Here is a 19,152-nt window from a genome sequence, read left to right as displayed (position 1 = left end):
CGCACGTGCGACGGGCCTTTACGGCCGCCGCCAGTCGTTGCTGGTCAGGTGCGAGCCGGCCTGCGGGCCCATCTGGAGCATCCCGCCGTCGACGAGCCAGGACGCGCCGTTGACGTACCCGGCGTCCGGCCCGCACAGGAACGCGACGACGGCGGCGACCTCGCGCGCGTCCCCGGGGCGCGCCACCGGGATGCCAGGGCGCTCCTTGCCCACGAGCACCGACTCGTCCTCCTGGCCGGTCATCGGGGTGGCGATCTCGCCGGGCGCGACGGCGTTGACGGTGATGCCGTGCTCGGCGAGCTCGAGGGCGGCGACCTTGACCAGCAGCCCGAGGCCGCCCTTCGCGGCGCAATAGGGCGCCGCGCCCACCCGCGGGGCGTGCTCGTGGACGGAGGTGATCGCGACGATCCGGCCGCCGCGTCCGCCGTCGACCATGTGCCTCGCGCCGGCCTGCAGACAGCAGAAGGCGCCGTCGAGATCCACCGAGACGACCTCCCGCCAGCGCGCGTAGTCCATCTCCATCAGCAGGGTGGCGGTGCCGGTGCCGGAGCACAGGACCAGCGTGTCCAGGCCGCCCATCGTCGCTGCCAGCTCGTCCACCACGGCGGCGCCCTCCTCGGGCCGGGTCAGGTCGAGGTGGCGCACGTGCGCCTTGGCGCCGTGGTGCTCGACCTCCTCGCCCGTGCGCGCGGCGCCGTCGGCGTCGCTGTGCCAGGTGATGCCGATCTGGCGGCCGTGGCCGGCCAGGGTGACGGCGACCGCCTTGCCGATGCCGGAGTCGGCGCCCGTGACGATGACCCGCCGGGGCGCGGCGGCGGCGGGTGCCTCGGTGGGGCTGGGTGAAGCGGCCATGCGTCGACCTCCGTCTCGGTCGGGTGCCCCGCCGCCGGTGAGGTGGCGGGGCACCGCGTCGCCGGTGAGGTGGCGGGGCACTGCGTCACCGGGGGTCCCGGCGGCGACCTGTATGTGCGGCTACCGGGTGGGCCGGTACGGGCTCAGCTCCGGCCCCCGAAGCGGCTGGCGAGCATCTGCTTGCCCTTCTCGGCCCCCTTGCGGCTGTCCGCCTGTGCCCGGCGGAAGAATTCGGCGAGCTCGTTGTCCCCGTCCCGCTCGGCGTCCTTGACGTAGGTCTCCAGGCGCAGGGCGTTCGAAAGGCACTGCTCGGTGAACCAAATGATGTTGTAGTCCTTGTCCTTGGTCCCGGTGACGTCACCGGTCTCGCTGCTGCTCATGACATTCTCCTTGGGGTTGGGTGCGGGTCGGTCGCGTGTCGTGCCTGGTGCCGTCTGTGGCGGGGCCATCACCCCTCACGCGAGACGAGCTTGAAGAAGGTGCTGTCCGAGCCGTCGGCTTTCTGTTCCTGGTAGAGGAACGCGAGCGACCCGTCGTCGAACTTCGCGAACCAGTCGTCCCAGCTGATGTGCTCGAGCTCCATCTGCCCGGCGCCGCCGGGGAAGTCGATGCGCAGCACGCCGGGTTCGCCGGACCTCTCCGTGCCACGCACGCTGGCCGGCTTGCCGTCGTGCTCCTCCACCCACCTGCGGATCTCGTCGTGGTCCGTGGTTGTGTGGCTCTTCGAGGCCATGGCGCCTCCCGGTGCCTCGTCATCGTGGCTCTGCGGGTGTGCTCCGACGTTACGAGCGTCGGCGGGCGGGCGCACGCCGAGGGCGACGCCGACGCGTGCGGCGGGCGACGACGCGCATCGTGCTTGACGGGCGGCGCGGGCGCCGAGGACGCTGAAAGGCGAGGCGGGCAGCGGCGTGGCGGCGCGCGGAGGCGGGCAGCGGCGTGGCGCCGCGGAGGCGCTCAGTGGCCCTCGCTGTGCGGCGGCCGTGGCCGGAAGGAGTCCCGATGACGAGCACCCCATGCGCGCCCCATCCTTCTCGGGGGAACGCGGCGCACGGCCCCACGCCGGAGCAGCGTTCGGCCGAGCCGACGGCGATGTGCGACGTCGTCATGAAGGGCGGGATCACCTCGGGGGTCATCTACCCGCGGGCGCTGAGGGCGATCGGGGCCAGGTACCGCCTGCGCGGCGTGGGCGGGGCGTCGGCCGGCGCGATCGGGGCGGCTCTCGGGGCCGCGGCCGAGCACGGGCGCGCCTCGGGCGGCTTCGACCGGCTCGACGCGCTGCCCGCCGACCTCTCGGACGGCAGGCTCGCGGCCCTGTTCCAGCCGGAGCGGTCGACACGCCGGCTGCTCGGCCTGCTGCTGACCGCCACCGGCAACGACCGTCCCGGCCCTGCTCGGGAAGGGGTGGGCCGGTTCGGTGCCGTGCTCGGGTGCCTGGTCCGGTGCTTTCCGTGGGCCGGGCTCCTCGGCGTGCTGCCCGGCGCCGCGCTCGTCGGCTACGGCGTCGTCGTGGGGGGTGCGCCCGGGGTGGTCCTCGTGCTGGCCGGGCTGGTGATCGCCGTCGTCGGCTGGATCGCGGGAATTGGCGCACGGCTGACCCGCCAGCTGACGGTGGACGTTCCGGAGAACCTGTTCGGCATCTGCCGCGGTCTCTCGGCCGACGGACAAGATCCGGGGCTGACCGACTGGCTCGCGGAGCGCATTGACGACCTCGCCGGCATCGGCCCACGCGACTGCCCCCTCCGCTTCGGTCAGCTGTGGACGGGCACGAGCGAGTGCGCCGACGTCTCGCGGCGAAAGCGGCGCGTCGACCTGCGGATGATCAGCACGTGCCTGAGCCAGGGCCGGCCGTACGAGATGCCGTGGGAGGCGCGACACTTCTTCTACGACCCGGAGGCCTGGGCGACGCTGTTCCCGCCGCACGTCATGCGGGCACTGGTCGACGCGCCGCCGGCCGCGCCGCCGGCGGGTGACGGCGCCGCGGCGTGGCAGCGGGAGGAGGAGCTGGCCGCCACGCACTCACCCGCGCTCCGCCGTCTTCCTGCTCCCGAGCACCTACCCGTCATCGTGGCGGTCCGGCTCTCCCTCAGCTTCCCGCTGCTGATCTCGGCCGTGCCGCTGTGGACGGTCAGCGGCCTTCGGGCCTCCACGGGTGCGCGGCATCGGAGCGCGACGGCGCCGGCGCCGGCCGACGGCGCGACAGCTCCGGCGTCGGACCTGGAATTCATCAAGCTGTGGTTCACCGACGGCGGCCTGTGCTCGAACTTCCCGGTCCACCTCTTCGACGCGCCGCTGCCGACCCGTCCCACGTTCGACATCTCCCTCGGGCCGTTCCCCGACGGGCGCGCACCGGCCGCGGACGAGCGCGAGAACGTCGAGCTCGCGACGACCAACCGCCGAGGGCTGCCGCCGACGTTGCTGAAGATCCCCGACCGGGGGTTCCCCGCCGTCGTCGGGTTCGTCAGCGCCGCCCTGAACACGGCCCGCAACTGGCAGGACAGCTCCCACCTCGACTTCCCCGGGTTCCGCGACCGGATCGTGCGGGTGCTGCAGACGCCGCGGGAGGGCGGGATCAACCTCAACATGGACGGGCCCACGATCGCCCGGCTCGCCGGGCGCGGCCGCGCCGCCGGGATGGTGATCGTCGAGCAGTTCACCGAGCCGCGCTACCCGCCCGGCGCGCCAAGAGCGACGGGCTGGGACAACCACCGCTGGGTGCGGTACCGGGCGCTGATGTCCGTCCTGCCGGCGTGGCTCACGGCGTACGCGGACGGTCGCCAGGCGCTGGACGTCGATCCCGCGTCCCCGCCGGGATACCCGCTGAGCATGCGCGGCATCGCGCTGGCGGACAGCCTCTCGGACGCGCTCGACGCCGCCGCGCGGGTCGTCACGACGGCGGACGAGGACGCGGTCGGTGAGCTGACGGAGGAGCCGCGCCCGGTCGGGGTGATCAGGCGGATCCCCGTGACGTGAGGTGGTGCTGCGCCGTCGTCAGGTGTGGTGACGCTTCAGCGTCGTAACGCGACGTGACGCTTGAGCGCCGTGACGCGACGTGACGGCTCAGCGTCGAGGTGACGCTTCAGCGTCCGTAGCGGCGGGCGGTCGACCGTCGCTGTGCGTCCTCGAGGGCCAGGAAGCGGGCCTCGACGTGCGGGGGCAGCACGCGACGCTCCCGCAGCACCCAGGGAAGCCCCCGCACCGCGGCGAGGACGCCCCCGAAGGCCGGACGCCCAGGGTTCATCTGGCGAAGGACCACACCGGTGCGGCGGACCGCCGCCGGCCAGGGGCGCCGCAGCCACGTGAACCAGAGGGTGTTGCGGACGCCGTCGTGCAGCCGGCGGTCGCCGTCGCGCAGGACCGAGGCCTGGTGGTGGACGGTGAGCGCGTCGAGGTAGCACAGCTCCCAGCCGGCCGCCGCGAGGTCGGCCGCGAGCAGCTCCTCCTCCCCGCCCAGCCACAGCCGCGAGCTGAACCCGCCGACCTCGCGGAAGGCCGCCCGCCGGACCACCGACGCGCCCGCGAGGAAGCTGCCGAGCGCGGGGCCGGGCAGCCCCGGGAGCCCGCGCACCGGGGAGTCACGCAGCTCCGCGACGATCGGGTCCTCCGTGCCGGCCGGCTCGACCACGATCCGGGCCGTGATCACCGCGAGGTGCGGGCAGGCGTCGAGGGCGTCGGCCGCGGCGCGCAGCGAGCCGGGCTCCCACCAGGTGTCATCGTCGCAGAATGCGACGTACGGCGTGTCCAGGTGTTCGACACCGACGTTTCGCCCGACCGCGCCGAGGTTGGTCCCGGGCGTGATGAGCTCGGCCCAGGGGAAGTCCGCACGGACGCTTGCCGCCGTGCCGTCGACCGAGGCGTTGTCCACCACGACCACCCGGGGCCGTTCGGGAACCTGACCCAGCGCCGTCAGCGTCCGGTTCAGCTCCTCACGCCGGTTGTGGGTGATGACGACGACGCCCACGCGCGGGTCGGGTTCGCTCGGCATGGTGGCGTTATACCGCTGCGGGTGGCGGCGGGCACCCCGGGGCGGCGCGCGGGCGACGGATGGGGTCGACGCCGAGCGCTGGCTGCCTAGGCTGCGCGAGCCTGGGGGCCGGGCTCTTGCCCTGGGCCGACGTCCTCGGGGTCGGTGGCTGGCTCGGCGGGACCGGCCCGCCGGCCCTCTTGATGCTTGTCCACACCCCCGGCGCGGATGTCAGCGGGTTGCCATAACCTTCAAACATCCGTTCGAAGATGAGTGGGGGTGAGGGAGATGGCGGCACTGCCCGTCGGGGAGGGCGTGAAGGCCACCGCGGCCGATGGCACGCGGCCGCCGGCCGCCCTCGCCCTTGCCGGCGGGGACGCCGCTGCTGGCCCGGGGCTCGCCGCTGCGAGCGGGGACGCCGCCGACACCGCCGAGGCGCCGGGTGCCATCGGCGCACTGGTGGGGCCGACGGTGTTGCTGGCGGGGGTGCGGGCGGCGGTGGCGGCGCTGGCGCTCGGGGCGCCGGGGAGCGGGGCGTCGGGGTGGGAGCACGGTGAGCGCGAACGCATGATCGCTGGGGTGGACGCGGCCATCCGGGAGCTGACGGTGTACCGAGGCGGTGTGCTCCTCGCGCACAAGGAGGACGGGCGCTGGGGCATCGGGCTGGACCGGGACTTCACGGACTGGCGGGCCCGGGTGACCGGGACCGGGCGTGGGCCCGCGGCCGGTGAGCTCCAGGTCGCCGAGGGCCTGGCGGCGATGCCCGAGGTCGCCCGGGCCGTGGCGGACGGGGACCTGAACCTCGAGCACGCCAAGGCCCTGACCCGGCTGCGCGCGGGTGCCTCGGCGGAGGTCAAGGACGCCCTGGACCACGGGGTGGCGGCCGACCTGGTCGAGCGGGCCAAGGAGCTCTCGGCGCCCGAGCTGGCCCGGGCGGCCAAGGCGGTGGCCGCGGGCATCGACGCCCAGGCCGCGCAGGCCTCGTTCGCGGCGGTGTGGCGGCGCCGGTCGGTGACGTCCCGGCGCGGGGCGGGCGGGCGGGCCGGGACCTGGTTCCTCGACGACGTGGGCGGCACGATCGTGGACACCGCGCTGGACGCGGTCGTGGGGACCCTGGCTGCCGGGGATGACCGTACCCGTGAGCAGCGCCGCGCCGACGCCCTGGTGACCATGGCCGCCCGCGTCCTGCAGGTCGGGGCGGACCTGAACGGGGCGCAGGTCCGCCCGCACCTAGCCGTGCTGGCCACCGAGGAGACCTGGACCGCGCTGCGCCGGCGCCGCCAAGCCATCGAGGCCGGCGACCGCCGCGCGATCGAGGACGCCGCGAGCGCGGCCGGGGCCGCCGGGACCGCCTTCCGCCCCGACCCCGGCGCCAGCCCCGGGGTGGGGTGCGGTGGGGTGATCGCCCCCGTGCTGCCCATCCTGGCACCGGTGCCGCTGCTGCCAGACGTGGCCCCGGCCGAGCTCGAGGACGGCTCCCTCGTCCCGCTCGGCGAGCTCGAGCGGCTCATGTGTGACTGCGAGCTGACCCGCATCGTGATGGACGCCCAGGCCGTGCCGCTGGACGTGGGCCAGTCCGTGCGGACCTACACCAAGGAGCTGCGCCGGGGGGTGACCAGCCGGGACCGGAGCTGCCAGTGGCCCGGGTGCACGCTGCGCGCGTCCTGGTGCGAGGTCCACCACATCTGGCACTTCTCCCACGGCGGCCCGACCTCGGTGGAGAACGGGTGCACGCTGTGCACGTACCACCATCACCGTGTCCACGACCAGGACATCCGCATCACGATCCTGGCCGACGGGTTCGACTTCCACTACCGCGACGGGCGCCACATCGGCACCACACACCGAAGACCAGGCCCCGCCCGGGCGGGGCGCACCCCGGACGCGCTGACCCCGCCGCGCCCTGTGCCCGGCGACCTCGGCACCGTCCTGGCCGCCTCCTGGCCCCCCAGCCCCACCACCGCGAACATCCCGGCCAGCACCGGTTTAGGGACGACGGAGGCGGGACCGACCGGGGCGGGGACGACCTCCCGGGCAGGCGGCGCCGGGACGAGCACCACGACGTCCGGCGCCCCGCGCCCCGGCGTCCCCACAAATGGGCCACCCCCGCCGTCCGCCGACGGCACAGCCCCGCCCGCCCCACCACCGCACAGGGCCGCCGCACGACCGGCGCCACCCCCACCGGCCGGCCTCTGGGACGACGACATCCCACCCGGCCAGGACCCCAACCCACCCTTCTGAACCGGATCACGTTCGCCTCGCTGGCACGCGCCCCGCGAGGCGAACGTGCTGCCGTCAGCACCGAACGGCGCAGGGGTCGAAAGCGCCCCGGTGTGAGGGCGAATGTCAGGTGGTCGGCACCCACGTGACCTTCCGCACGTTCGCGGGCCGGTCGCGCACCCTCAGGCGGCATCGATGCTGGCCCGCGGCGACGTACCGGCGTCGCTACTCGCCGCACCCCGGGCACGGGACGATGAGCGTCCTGATTGCCGTTACCCTTTTGTGACCTTCCCATCGTCACAAACGGAGACTCTCTTGTCCGTCCAGTCCGCCCGTTACCGCCGCACCCTCGCCGCCGTCGCCGCGGCCGCAGTCGCGATCCCGGTGGGCCTCGCCACCGCCCCGGCCTTCGCCTCGCCGGCCCCGAGCCCCGTCATCACCGCCACGCAGGCGGCCTGGACGCTCGAGGTCGAGGCCGAGGTCTTCAACCGCATCAACGAGTACCGGCAGTCGCAGGGCGTGGCCCCCCTGACGCGCAACTCCGCCGTGGACGCGCTCGCACGTGGGTGGAGCGAGACGCAGGCCGCCCAGTCGAACATGTCGCACAACCCCCAGTACGGCCAGCAGATGCCGGCCGGAGCCTCGAGCTGGTCCGAGAACGTCGCGTACCTCTCCGGCTACAGCACGGCGGAGATGGCGGGCGTCTTCGTCGACGGCTGGATCGACTCCGAGGGTCACCGCCGCAACCTGCTCGACCCCAAGGCCACCCACACGGGCGTCGGCGTGGCGCAGAACGCCGGCGGCGAGGTGTACGCCACGCAGAACTTCGGAAGCTACGCCGGCGCCCTGCCGGGCGACGCTGAGCTCGCCCCCGCCCCCATCGAGCAGCCCGCCCCGGCCGCGCCCGCCGAGGAGCCCGCCCTGGCTCCGATGCCGGTGCCGGCGCCCGAGGCCGCTACCGAGCAGGAGCCGGCGAAGGAGCCCGCCGAGCAGGAGCCGGCGACCGAGCCCGCCGAGGGTGCGGATCCCGCGCCCGCTGAGGAGCCGGCTTCCTCCGAGGAGCCCGCTTCCGCCGAGCACCCGGCGCCTACCGCGCCCGCCGACGAGGCCGCTGGAGACGGCGCGCAGGCGCCCGCCGAGGAGGAGCAGGCTCCCGCCGACGGGCCGGCGGCGTCGGAGGAGGAGAAGCCCGCACGCGAGAAGCTCGGTCACTTCGAGCGGCTCGTTCTCGAGTTCCTCCTCAGCGTCTTCCGTCGATAGGGACGCCGGCGCCGCTCGGCGCACCACCTGGAGGTCCGCACCGGCAGGGTGCGGACCTCCACGTGTCTCGCGTCCGAACCGTCGGGGCCGTTCGGGACGATGCCGCCCGGGTCCCTTTGCCCCGGCCGCCGGCGCGCAGGCTGGCCGTACCGCCGTCGGACGAATCCCGGCCCGGCCACCGGCGCGGCGTAGCCTGGCCGCGAGCGCCCGAGAGGTCCACGTCTGGAGGCCGCCGATGACCCAGGCACCACGGCCCGGGCCGGCCCCCCGCGTCCGCGTCCCCGCACCCTCCCCGGCCCTGGGCCGCTTCCTCGCGACCGAGGCCGGCGGCGCCGCGCTCCTGCTCGCCGCCACCGTCATCGCGCTCGTGTGGGCCAACGCCCCCTTCGCCGAGACCTACCACCAGCTCTGGGACGCGCCCGCCGACCTCCGCCTGGGCGACCTCACGGTGCACCTCGACCTGCACGGCTGGGTCAACGATGCCGCCATGTCGGTGTTCTTCCTCGTCGTCGGTCTGGAGATCACCCGCGAGCTGACCACCGGCGAGCTGCGCGACCGGCGCGCCGTCGCCGTGCCCGCCCTCGGCGCGGTCGGCGGGCTCCTCGCGCCCGCGGTGATCTACTCGGTGTTCAACCCCGCCGGGGAGGCCGCCCGCGGTTGGGGCATCGCGATGTCCACCGACACGGCGTTCGTCATCGGGGTCCTCGCCCTCGTCGGCCCGCGGTGCCCGGACCGGCTGCGCCTGTTCATGCTCACCCTCGCGATCGTCGACGACCTCGGTGCCATCACCGTGATGGCCGTGTTCTACAGCGAGGGCCTGTCCTTGCCGGCGCTGGCGACGGCGGGCGCCGTCGTCGTCGTCCTCGCCGCGATGCGCTGGATGCGGGTCTGGCGCCTGAGCCCGTACCTGCTCGCCGGGGTGCTCCTGTGGCTGGTACTGCACGAGTCCGGGGTGCACCCCACCCTCGCCGGGGTCCTGCTCGGGCTCCTAATCCCGGCGCGCCCGCCGCAGCAGGAGAACGTGGACCAGGTGCCCACCTACAGCCGGGCCGTGCAGGAGCAGCCCGACGCGGAGCGGGTCAACCTCGCCGTCCTGGCCGCCCGGGCGGCCGTCCCGGCCAACGCCCGCCTGACATACGTGCTGCACCCCTGGTCCGCGTTCCTCGTGGTCCCCGTCTTCGGCCTCGCCAACGCCGGCGTCTCGCTCGACGGCGCGACGCTGCGCGCGGCCGCCGCCTCGCCCGTGACCCTCGGCGTCGTCGTCGCCCTCCTCGTCGGCAACACCGTCGGCATCACCGCCGGCGCCACCCTGGCCCTGCGCGCCGGGTGGGGCGTCCTCCCGGGCCGGGTGCGCTACACCCACCTGGTCGGCGGGGCGACCCTCGCCGGGATCGGCTTCACCATCGCGCTGTTCATCACGGGGCTCGCGTTCAGGGACCCGGCGCTCCAGGACCAGGCGAAGATCGGGATCCTCGTCGGCTCCCTGGTCGCCGCCGCGCTCGGCACCCTCGTCCTGCGCACGCTCGGCGAGCGCTCGTCGCTGTGCAGCCCGGACACGGCCTCAGTCCCGACGCTGCCCCCACGGCCGTGGTACGAGCCGGCGCCGGGGCGGTGAGTCCCCGCGGGGACGGAGACCGCCGACGCGGCGCGGGGCGAGGGCTGCCGAGGTGGCCTGGCGCAGCGCCGCGACCTCCATGCGACCGAGGTAGTGCTCGCCGTTCACGAACAACCACGGCGTCCCCCGCACCCCCAGCTCGACGCCGGAGGCGAAGTCGGCCTCGACCCGGTCACCGAAGACCTGGGCCCGGTCGCCGACCACAGCGTCGCCGTCGACGCCGAGGGACTCGGCGTAGCTGCGCAGGTCGACGTCGCGCAGGCGGTCCTGATGGGTGAAGAGCAGGTCGTGCATCTCCCAGAACACCCCGTACGGGCTGACCGCCTCGGCGGCGAGCGCCGCGGTGAGCGCGTAAGGATGGACCTGCGCGAGCGGGAAGTTGCGAAACTCGAGCCGGACGCCGCCGTCCGAGCCGTCGACGACCTCATGCAGGACCGGCGCGGCCGCCGCGCAGTAGGGGCACTCGAAGTCGCCGTACTCGACGACGGTCACCGCAGCATCGGGGTTGCCCCGGAGGTGGCGGACCGGGACCGCGGGCTGGTGCGGCGTCGGTCGCTCCCCCGGCTCGCGCCCACGCTCGCCCGTCGCGAAGAGCGCCCCGGGCGCCGGCGGCTCGCACACGTCCCATGCCTCCGCGGAGACGCCGTGCTCGGGGAACTCGCGCGCCTCCTCCACGTGCCGCCCCGCGTCGCCGTCCCCCTCGGCGAGCACCTCGACCTGGTCCGGGGCCTCTGCCGCGTCCGCGTCGGCGCGCGCCATCGGGCGTCGCTCCGTGCCGTCGGACATGGCTCACGCGTGCGACGGCGCGGGTGGTGCGCCGTCGAGCTCGAAGGTGACGTCCTCGGGGAAGCAGTAGTACCAGGCCTCCCCGGGCTCGTAGGAGCGGACCACGGGGTGACCGACGTCGTGGCTGTGGACGCGGGCGTGCCGGTTCGGCGACGAGTCGCAGCAACCGATGTGGCCGCACTGCTGGCAGGCGCGCAGGTGCAGCCACTGCCCGCCCATCGCCAGGCAGTCCACGCACCCCGGGGCGCCGTCTGCGGTGACGCCGTGGTCGATGGTGTCGAGGTGCGAGCAGAAGGTCATGCCCCATCACATCTCATTGCCGGGCGATCGCCAAGGCCCCCGGGGCGGGAGCACGGGCATCGGGCAGCCGCCTCCCCCCGGCCCGACGCCGGACCGGACCGGCCCGGAATGATAGGGGGCGCGCGGTGGTTGGACCCGGCATGACTGAACCCATCAACGTGCACGTGTGGTCCGATATCGCCTGCCCCTGGTGCTTCATCGGCAAGCGCCGGTTCGAGAAGGCCGCGGCGGACTTCGACGGCGAGGTGACCCTGGAGTATCACTCCTTCGAGCTCGCCCCCGACACCCCCGTCGACTTCGAGGGCAGCGAGGTCGACTTCCTCGCCGGCCACAAGGGCATGGCCAAGGAGCAGGTGGCGCAGATGCTCGGCCAGATGACGCAGCTGGCCGCCGGCGAGGGCCTCGCGTACGACTTCGACAGCGTGAAGCACACCAAGACCCTCAAGGCCCACCAGGTGCTCCACCTCGCCAAGGCGAAGGGCCTGCAGCTCGAGCTCATGGAGAAGCTCTTCTCCGCCTACTTCGAGCAGGGCAGGCACGTCGGCCACGACGAGGACCTCGTTGAGGTGGCCGTCGAGGCCGGCCTCGACGCCGACGAGGTGGGCCGGGCGCTGCGCGAGGGCACTTACGCCGGGGCCGTCCAGGCAGACATCGCCGCGGCGCAGCAGATCGGCATCCAGGGCGTGCCGTTCTACATCATCGGCGAGAAGTACGGCGTCTCCGGCGCCCAGAGCCCCGAGATCTTCGGCGAGGCGCTGCGCCGCGCCCGCGCGGACATGGCCGCCGAGGCGGCGCAGCCGGGAACCGCCGAGGCGCCGCAGCCGGGAAGCGCCGGGAGCGCCCAGGCGGAGACGGCGCAGCCGGAGACGGCGCAGCCGGAGACCGCGCGATGAGCGCGACCACGCCTTCGGGTGCGCCCGTTGCGGGGCTCGGCCTCCCGGCGTCGCGCGAGTTGGGCACGTCGCTCGAGAGCTTCGGCACGTCGCTCGAGGCGATTGGCACCTCGCTCGAGACCCTCGGGGGTGCCGACGCCGGCTACTGCGCCGACGGAGTTTGCTACGTGCCCGTCACGGGATACGGCGGCGCGGCGGCAGGACCTCACCTGACGGCCATCTAGCGCAGGGCGCTCGGCCCGCGACGGGAGACCGTTTACCTTGTGCCGGGGGATGGCGGGATCCTGGCGCCGGCCGCGCGCTGCCTCACGGCGCGCCGCCTCACCGCCGGCCTCACGGCGCGCCGCCTCACCGCCGGCCTCACGGCGCGCCGCCTCACCGCCGGCCTCACGGCGCGCCGCCTCACCGCCGGCCTCACGGCGCGCCGCCTCACCGCCGGCCTCACGGCGCGCTGCCTCACCCGCCACGGCCGGCCACGTCGCCACCCCCGGCCGGTCGCGGCTACGCGTCGAGCGGCCCGGCGTCACGCGCCGGCTCTGCCGGGTGGTCCACGAGCGCGTAGCCGAAGGCGAGCAGCCGGCCGTCCGCGACCACGACGGTCTCGCGCTCGGGCAGCCGCACGAAGCCCAGGCCGAGGTAGAGGGCGTGGGCCCCGAGCATCTGAGGCCCGGAGTTCATCACCACCGCCGAGGCGCCGCGGCGCCGGGCGACGTCGAGCACGTGACGCGTCAGTGCGCTGCCGACGCCGCGGCCACGCGCGGCCGGAGAGACGGCCAGGAAGCGGAAGTCGAGCTCGCCGGCCCGGGCGAGCGGGGTGAGCGTGCGCCCCTCGCGCGGCGTGACGACCGTGCCGACGATCGTTCCGCCGTCGTCCAGGGCGACCCAGACCTCCTGCTCGGCCACGCGGCCGGCGACGTCACGGAGGTGCGCGCGGTACGCCCCGCCCATGCCGTACTCGTCGTACGCGGCGAGGAGCAGCTCACCGACCGCGTCGTGCTCCTCGGGCCGGACGAGCCGGAAGTGGAGCGCCGCGGGCGGGCGCGCGACCTGGACCGGCGAGTGCTGGGACAACGGTTCCTCCTCGGGGATCGGCAGTGACAACCGCACGGGCACGGTCGTCCATTCCCGCCGCCGCCCATCCCCGCCGCCGAGCGTCCGCACCGCCGAGCGTCCCCACCGCCGAGCGTCCCCACCGCCGAGCGTCCCCTGCCGTTCCCTCGAGGGGCCGGCCGTGGGAGGGTCGTGGTGTTCCCGGCTCGAGGAGGAGATGTGCGATACCTGCTGCTGATCGCCGTGCCCGAGGGCGAGGACGCCTCGGACGCCGAGCCGCCGGGCTGCGGCACCTGGAGTGAGGACACCGAACGCCTGGGCGTCATGCGCGGGACGAGCCAGCTGCGCCCGAGCCGGGAGGCGACGACCGTCCGGGTCCGCGGCGAGCGGGTGGTGCTGTCCGACGGCCCGTTCACCGAGTCCAAAGAGGTCATCGCCGGATACGCGCTCATCGAGTGCGCCAGCCTGGACGAGGCGGTCGAGGTGGCCGCGCAGCACCCGGTCGCCGGCTACGGCGCGGTGGAGATCCGGCCGCTGCTCGAGCGCCCGGCCCCGGCGAACGCGCACGGATGACGGCGGACCTGCCACCTGCCCCCTGACGAACCGGGCAACGCCACCGAGGACCGCACCAAGGAGACCCGCATGGAGATCGTCACCTCCCGCGACGGCACCCCCATCGCGTTCGACCGCACGGGCGGCGGTCCGCCCGTCGTCATCGTCGTCGGCGCCTTCAACGACCGCAGCCGCGGCGAGCCCCTCGCCCGCGAGCTGGCCCCGCGGTTCACGGTCTACACCTACGACCGGCGCGCGCGGGGTGACAGCGGCGACACCCCGCCCTACGCCGCCGACCGGGAGGTCGAGGACCTCGCCGCCCTGATCGCCGAGGTCGGCGCCCCCGTCTCGGTCCTGGGGTACTCCTCCGGCGCGGTCATCGCGCTGCGGGCCGCCGCGACCGGGCTGCCGATCACCCGTCTCGCGCTCTTCGAGCCGCCGGCCGTCACGGGCGACGGCAGCGCCCGGTCGCCGTCCGACCTGGCGGCGCGGATGAGCGACCTCATCGGGGCGGGACGCCCCGGCGACGCCGTCTCACTCTTCCAGGCCGAGGGCGTCGGCCTGCCCGCCGAGGTCATCGCCCAGATCCGCCAGGCGCCGTTCTGGCCGGCGCTCGAGGCCATGGCGCAGTCCGCCGTCTACGACGCGTCACTGACCGCGGAGCCGGTCCCCGCGCAGGTGCTCGCCGCCGTGACCGTGCCCACCCTCGTGCTCAGCGGCGACGCGACCTGGCCGAGGCTCGTGGACGCCGCGGCGGGCGCGGCGGGCGCCCTGCCCGACGCCGAGCACCGGGTGGTCCCCGGCACGGACCACGACATGGTCCCCGAGGCCGTCGGCCCCGTGCTGGCGGAGTTCTTCGCGGCGGCTGAGCGCGCGCGGTGAGCGACGTCTCCCCCGCTCCCGGCAGCGCCGCCGCAGCGCGACCCCGGCCGCGGCGCGTCGCGCCGCCGCAGCGCGCCCCCACGCGACGCCGCCGCTCACCCCCTGCGGTGGCCGCCCCGCACACGCTCACGGACCACTCCGGCGACCTCGCCGAGGCCGGCAGTGATCTCGTGGAGCGCGGCCACGCCGCTGCGCGGCCACAACCCCGCCCGCAGTCGGATTCGCCACGGCCGGGTGCTCCGCACCCGGGTGGCGACCTCCCGCACGTCCTCCGCCATCGTGCCGAGATTCGCGCGTCCCGGGGCGTACCGGGCGTCCTCGAGCCGCGTGGCGGCCCGGGACAACGCGTCGGCGCTCGGCCCGTCCAGGCCCGTCGCCCGCGCGTAGTGGGCGCGGGCCTGCCGGGGCGTGGCGCCCGCCGGCGCGGCGACCCCGAGGTCCGCCAGCGTGGCCGTCAACGCCTGCCACTCGCCCTCGACGCGGGCGGCGTCGTCGCCGGCCCGCCGCCGCCCCGCCGAGCGGCGCCAGCGCCCGGCGGCCGGGACCACGGACACGGCCAGGAGGACGGCGAGCGCCAGCACGCCCGCGCGGGCGATCTCCGGTCCGACGGCGGAGAGCCCCCCGCCGCCCGTCTCGCTCTTCACGGCCCCGACGTCCGGCGCGCCGTTCCGCCGCTCCGGGGCCACCGTGGGCGCCTCCGCGGTGGGTACGGGCGCGGCCGCGTCCTGCTCCGTGACGTACGCCGTGGCGGCGCCGGTGCGCGTGCCGGGGGTGGGTTCGAATCGGGTCCACCCGAGGCCGGTGATGTACAGCTCCGGCCAGGCGTGCGCGTCGGCGGCCACCACCGTGCGGGAGCCGTCCGCCCCGCGCGTCCCCGGCAGGAAGCCGACCGCCAGGCGCGCCGGGATGCCGTGGGCCCGCGACAGCATCACCATGGCGGAGGCGAACTGGACGCAGTACCCCTGCTTCGTCACCAGGAAGTGGCTCAGCGGGTCCAGGGTCCGGCCGTCGGGCCCGGCGACGGGGTCGGCGAGCGTGAGGGAGTACCGGAAGGCGGCGCCGCGCAGGTAGGCCTGGATCGCCATCGCGGCCTGCACCTGGTTGGTGGTGCCGGCGGTGAGCGTGGCGGCGAGCTCGTGGACGCGGTCCCAGGACGCCTCGTCGACGCGGAGCAGCTCCGGGTCGACGGGCCCGAGCGCCGCGGGGTCCCCGACGCCCACGGGCAGCGGCCCGGTGGTGCGCCAGTACGTCGCCTCGTAGCTGTCGGGCTGGCCGGCCACGAGGACCGTTCCTGTGACGGGGTCCAGCTCCCAGGGGATCTCCCCGAAGTCGGCGTCGCCCAGCGGCTGGGGCAGCGCCACCTGCGGCGCCGTCAGCTCGTTGTGGACCACGGTCAGGGACATCGTGGCCCGCTCGACCTCCGGCCCGCCGGTCGGCGAGAGCGCGGGCTGCGCCGCGCCGGACGCGCCGTCGCTCGCCGGCGGCCACCACCGGCCGTCGTCGTACCGGGTGCTCACGGTCACGCGCAGCGGCGGGGGCCGGACGTCGTCGGTGCGGTAGCGCAGCACCGGCCGCCGGCTCGGGCTCCTCAGGTCGGCGGCGAGGTCGAGGGTGTCGGTGAACGTGACCCGGCCCGAGGCGAACCCGGGTCCGCGTCCGGCGCCCGGCGCCTGCCCGAGCGCCACGGGCGGCAGGTGCGGCACGACACCGGGGAGGAGAACGGCGAGGAGCACCGTGACCACGCCGAGGGTCTGCGCCCACGACCGGTACGTGCGTGCGCCGCCCGCCGCGACGTCGGCGCCGTCTCCCGCGTCGGCGCCGCGGCCCGCGACCACGTCGCCGTGCGCCGCCGTCGGCCCGTGCTGCTCCGCCCAGGCGCGCACCGACCCGATGCCCTGGCGCGCCACGAGCAGCAGCCAGACGGGGGCGGTGACGAGGAAGTACCTGGCGGGCAGCGGCTGCCCCGTGTTCGACGCGGTGATGCTCAGCACCACGAGCAGCGGCAGCCCCGCCAGCGCCGGGGACCGCAGGGTCACGGCGATGACGTCGACCGCGAGGCCCACCGCGGTCATGGCCATGACGACGATGAGCACCAGGCCGGGGCTGGAGCGGGCCGGGACGGACTCGACCTGGATCGCCGCGACCCCCTGCCACCACAGGTCGGCCATCGCCGCGAAGGCCGAGGGCAGCGGGACGCCGAGCACGTGGTGGCCCGGCACCAGGAACCAGGACACGACCAGCGCGGCGGCGTACGTCTGGACGGCCACCACCGCCCACGCCGGGAACCGCGCCGTGCGGGCCAGCGCCCCCGAACCGGCCACGACGACGAAGGCGGCGAACGTGGGCCCCACCCACGCCTGCTCCTGCATCAGGCGGGTCAGGGGCCAGCTCGCCACGGCCGTGGTCAGCGCCGCCAGCGCCGCGTCGCCCCACCGGCCGTCGCCCCACCGGCCCCCCGCGTTCACGCCGGCACCGGCCTCGGTCCGGTGGCCGTGACCCGGTCCCAGGTCTCGGCGACGCCGGCGCCCGGCCGGACGACGGCGGCCCGCCAGCCCGCGGCGCGCGCGGCACGGACCAGGTCGGCGACGCCGTTCGCGCCGGCGGGTCCCGGGACCGGGGCCTGGCCGCCGGGAGCCCCCGACGCGCCGTCGAGGAGCAGGACGCCGATCGTGCCGGGCGCGCGGGCCCGGGTGAGCCGCCGGACCGCGGGCCCGTCGTCGGCGGTGACCGCGGCGACCAGCACCCCTGCCGTGATCGCGCGGGCGGCGCGGAGGACGGGCTCGACGTCGCCGGCGTCCGGCGCGGCTACGGCGAGGCACCGCAGGACGGCGTCGACGCCCAGCGCCCGGGCCGCCCTGCCCTCGCGCACGGTCTCGGCGCTGACGAGGTGGACGGCATACCCCTGCCCGGCGAGATACACGGCGACCGAGGCCAGCGCGCTCACGGCCCACTCGAAGCTCGGTCCGCCGCCCGCCGGAGGGTCTGCGGGACGCGGGCCGAGCACGAGCACCGCCCGGCGCCGGGCGGGACGCTCCTCCTGGCGGACCATGAGCTCGGCACGGTGGGCGGTGGCGGGCCAGTGGATGCGCCGCAGGTCGTCGCCCTGGCGGTAGAACCGCGTGCTGAGGTCGTCCTCCCCCTGCGACGCGACCATGTGCGGCATCGGCCGCTCCCCCGCCCCGCCGTGCCACCGGTGCCCACCGCCGCCGAGTGGTTCGACGCGCGGCAGGACGAGCACCTCGGCCGTCTCGCGCAGCGCCCCCCGGCTCAGGGTCAGGCCGAACGGATCCTGCAGGCCCAGCGCGACAGGGCCGAGAACGTACCGGCCGCGCGCGGCGCCGCGGATCGTGTAGGTGAGGTCCTCGCGCTCGCCCGGAGCCAGACGCGGCAGGACGACGTGGGGGCCGTGGCCCAGCTGGGGGTCGACGTGCTCCCTTGCCAGGTGGGGCAGGGTGCCGCGGCGTCCCTCGTTGCGCAGCTCGACCCGCACCTGCGCCGACTCTCCCGGGCGGAGCACCGCCGGCGCCAGGCGCCGCGCCGCGATCTGCGGGGTGCGTCGCCAGACGCTGGCCAGCGCGAGCAGCGGGAGGACGGCGAGGAGGACGCCGATCCGGGTGAGGTCCGGGAAGCCGAGCAGCGCGGCCCCGACCACGATGGTCACGCCGGCGCCCAGGAACGCCCAGCCGCGCGCCGTCAGGCCCCGCACGGTCGCGCCGGGCGGCGTCGCGCCGGGCGGCGTCGGGCCCGGCGGCGTCGGGCCGCGCGCGGTCATCTGGGGCCGATGGGGACTGGGACGGTGGCGACGAGGGATGTCAGCACGTCGTGGGCGCCCATCCCGCCCACCTCGGCCTCGGTGCTGAGGATGACGCGGTGCCCGAGCACCGGCACCACGAGGTCCTGCACGTCGTCGGGCAGCACGTGGTCCCGGCCGTGCAGGGCGGCGTGGGCGCGGGCGGCGCGGAGGAGCTGGAGCCCGGCGCGCGGCGAGGCGCCGAGACGCAGGTAGCGGCTGGTGCGCGTCGCCCCGACGAGGTCGACGACGTACTGGCGCACGGCGGGGCTGGCGTACAGCCGCTGCACACCCCTGACGAGCGCGGCGATCGTGGTGCCGTCGGTGACGGGCAGCAGGTCGGTCAGCGGCGAGCCCGCGCCGTGGGTGTCGAGCATGCGCAGCTCGGCGCGCGGCGACGGGTACCCCATGGAGATGCGGGCCATGAACCGGTCGCGCTGCGCCTCCGGGAGCGGGTAGGTGCCCTCCATCTCGAGCGGGTTCTGCGTGGCCATGACGATGAACGGGTCGGGCAGGACATAGGTGCGTCCGTCGATGCTGACCTGACGCTCCTCCATGGACTCCAGCAGCGCGGACTGCGTCTTGGGCGAGGCCCGGTTGATCTCGTCGCCGATGACCACGTTGGCGAAGATGCCGCCGGGCCGGAACTCGAAGGCGTGCGTGTCCTGGTTGAACACGCTGACCCCGGTGATGTCGCTCGGGAGCAGGTCGGGGGTGAACTGGATGCGCCGGACCGTGCAGTCGATGGTCCGCGCCAGCGTCTTGGCGAGCATCGTCTTGCCGACGCCGGGGACGTCCTCGATGAGCAGGTGGCCGCCCGCGAGGAGCACGGTCAGCGCGGTGCGGACCACCTCGTCCTTGCCCTCGATCACCGACGTCATGGCGCGCGCGGCATCGCCGGCGACGGCGTGCAGGCGTTCCAGCTCGACGTCCAGGTCCACGGCCGGTTCCATCCCCAGATGGTGCCTCATCTACGGTGTGGCCCGCATCA

Annotated in this window: 18 protein-coding genes; 8 read left to right on the top strand and 10 right to left on the bottom strand. The window is 75.4% G+C overall.

Annotated features, from left to right (window positions below; translation table 11 throughout):
- Window positions 1-18: 18 nt before the first annotated feature.
- The 3 genes from EJK16_RS17260 to EJK16_RS17250 form a co-directional block, all read right to left on the bottom strand.
- Window positions 19-852 carry an SDR family oxidoreductase gene (locus EJK16_RS17260; RefSeq protein WP_127131565.1) on the bottom strand — a complete coding sequence of 278 codons (834 nt, stop codon included), beginning with the start codon at window positions 850-852 and terminating at the stop codon, window positions 19-21.
- Window positions 853-995: 143 nt separating this feature from the next.
- Entirely contained in the window at window positions 996-1,232 is a 237-nt protein-coding gene (locus tag EJK16_RS17255; RefSeq protein ID WP_127131563.1) for a hypothetical protein, read from the bottom strand.
- Between the two features lie 68 nt (window positions 1,233-1,300).
- On the bottom strand, window positions 1,301-1,585 hold the full coding sequence (locus EJK16_RS17250; RefSeq protein ID WP_127131561.1) for a hypothetical protein: 285 nt from the start codon (window positions 1,583-1,585) through the stop codon (window positions 1,301-1,303).
- Window positions 1,586-1,851: 266 nt separating this feature from the next.
- On the opposite strand from EJK16_RS17250, the gene EJK16_RS17245 reads away from it, so the two are divergent.
- Window positions 1,852-3,822 (top strand): patatin-like phospholipase family protein, encoded by a 1,971-nt coding sequence (locus tag EJK16_RS17245; protein ID WP_127131559.1) that lies wholly within the window; start codon window positions 1,852-1,854, stop codon window positions 3,820-3,822.
- 106 nt (window positions 3,823-3,928) lie between these two features.
- Here EJK16_RS17245 and EJK16_RS17240 read toward each other — a convergent pair whose 3' ends face one another.
- The gene (locus EJK16_RS17240) at window positions 3,929-4,834 is read right to left on the bottom strand and encodes a glycosyltransferase family 2 protein (RefSeq protein WP_127131557.1); all 906 of its coding nucleotides are present in this window, start codon (window positions 4,832-4,834) and stop codon (window positions 3,929-3,931) included.
- A gap of 267 nt (window positions 4,835-5,101) precedes the next feature.
- Between EJK16_RS17240 and EJK16_RS20540 the strand changes: the two genes are divergently transcribed.
- The 3 genes from EJK16_RS20540 (at window position 5,102) to nhaA (ending at window position 9,908) form a co-directional block, all read left to right on the top strand.
- Complete coding sequence (locus tag EJK16_RS20540; RefSeq protein ID WP_164737397.1) at window positions 5,102-7,054, top strand: HNH endonuclease signature motif containing protein; 1,953 nt, start codon at window positions 5,102-5,104, stop codon at window positions 7,052-7,054.
- A gap of 294 nt (window positions 7,055-7,348) precedes the next feature.
- Window positions 7,349-8,293: a CAP domain-containing protein gene (locus EJK16_RS17225; protein WP_164737396.1), complete on the top strand. Its 945-nt coding sequence runs from the start codon at window positions 7,349-7,351 to the stop codon at window positions 8,291-8,293.
- A 235-nt stretch (window positions 8,294-8,528) separates the two neighbouring features.
- A complete protein-coding gene (gene nhaA / locus EJK16_RS17220; RefSeq protein WP_127131551.1) occupies window positions 8,529-9,908 on the top strand; it encodes a Na+/H+ antiporter NhaA in 1,380 nt (459 codons plus the stop codon).
- Here the strand turns inward: nhaA and EJK16_RS17215 are convergent.
- Both EJK16_RS17215 and EJK16_RS17210 read right to left on the bottom strand, forming a co-directional pair.
- Window positions 9,855-10,694, bottom strand: a complete 840-nt coding sequence (locus tag EJK16_RS17215; protein ID WP_240646131.1) for a thioredoxin domain-containing protein — start codon at window positions 10,692-10,694, stop codon at window positions 9,855-9,857. The genes nhaA and EJK16_RS17215 overlap by 54 nt on opposite strands.
- 3 nt (window positions 10,695-10,697) lie before the next feature.
- Complete coding sequence (locus EJK16_RS17210) at window positions 10,698-10,994, bottom strand: UBP-type zinc finger domain-containing protein (protein WP_127131549.1); 297 nt, start codon at window positions 10,992-10,994, stop codon at window positions 10,698-10,700.
- 140 nt (window positions 10,995-11,134) lie between these two features.
- Here EJK16_RS17210 and EJK16_RS17205 point away from each other — a divergent pair, with 140 nt between their 5' ends.
- Window positions 11,135-11,887: a DsbA family protein gene (locus EJK16_RS17205; protein ID WP_127131547.1), complete on the top strand. Its 753-nt coding sequence runs from the start codon at window positions 11,135-11,137 to the stop codon at window positions 11,885-11,887.
- On the top strand, window positions 11,884-12,111 hold the full coding sequence (locus EJK16_RS17200; protein WP_127131545.1) for a hypothetical protein: 228 nt from the start codon (window positions 11,884-11,886) through the stop codon (window positions 12,109-12,111). The genes EJK16_RS17205 and EJK16_RS17200 overlap by 4 nt, the downstream gene beginning before the upstream one ends.
- Window positions 12,112-12,388: 277 nt before the next feature.
- Here EJK16_RS17200 and EJK16_RS17195 read toward each other — a convergent pair whose 3' ends face one another.
- Entirely contained in the window at window positions 12,389-12,958 is a 570-nt protein-coding gene (locus EJK16_RS17195) for a GNAT family N-acetyltransferase (protein ID WP_240646130.1), read from the bottom strand.
- A gap of 198 nt (window positions 12,959-13,156) precedes the next feature.
- Between EJK16_RS17195 and EJK16_RS17190 the strand changes: the two genes are divergently transcribed.
- Both EJK16_RS17190 and EJK16_RS17185 read left to right on the top strand, forming a co-directional pair.
- Complete coding sequence (locus EJK16_RS17190) at window positions 13,157-13,510, top strand: YciI family protein (protein WP_127131543.1); 354 nt, start codon at window positions 13,157-13,159, stop codon at window positions 13,508-13,510.
- A gap of 69 nt (window positions 13,511-13,579) precedes the next feature.
- Window positions 13,580-14,371: an alpha/beta fold hydrolase gene (locus EJK16_RS17185; protein WP_127131541.1), complete on the top strand. Its 792-nt coding sequence runs from the start codon at window positions 13,580-13,582 to the stop codon at window positions 14,369-14,371.
- Window positions 14,372-14,466: 95 nt separating this feature from the next.
- On the opposite strand, the gene EJK16_RS17180 is transcribed toward EJK16_RS17185, so the two are convergent.
- From EJK16_RS17180 to EJK16_RS17170, 3 genes are read right to left on the bottom strand one after another with little or no spacing between them, the layout of a single operon-like run.
- Complete coding sequence (locus EJK16_RS17180) at window positions 14,467-16,836, bottom strand: DUF3488 and transglutaminase-like domain-containing protein (protein WP_127131539.1); 2,370 nt, start codon at window positions 16,834-16,836, stop codon at window positions 14,467-14,469.
- The gene (locus EJK16_RS17175) at window positions 16,833-18,143 is read right to left on the bottom strand and encodes a DUF58 domain-containing protein (RefSeq protein WP_127131537.1); all 1,311 of its coding nucleotides are present in this window, start codon (window positions 18,141-18,143) and stop codon (window positions 16,833-16,835) included. The genes EJK16_RS17180 and EJK16_RS17175 overlap by 4 nt, the downstream gene beginning before the upstream one ends.
- Window positions 18,140-19,114 carry a MoxR family ATPase gene (locus tag EJK16_RS17170; protein ID WP_164737395.1) on the bottom strand — a complete coding sequence of 325 codons (975 nt, stop codon included), beginning with the start codon at window positions 19,112-19,114 and terminating at the stop codon, window positions 18,140-18,142. The genes EJK16_RS17175 and EJK16_RS17170 overlap by 4 nt, the downstream gene beginning before the upstream one ends.
- Between the last annotated feature and the right edge of the window lie 38 nt (window positions 19,115-19,152).

It is taken from the genome of Georgenia sp. SYP-B2076 (assembly GCF_003991205.1).
Lineage (GTDB): Bacteria > Actinomycetota > Actinomycetes > Actinomycetales > Actinomycetaceae > Georgenia.
Note: the sequence above shows the minus strand (reverse complement) of the source record. Positions and strands in the feature narration are given on the sequence as shown.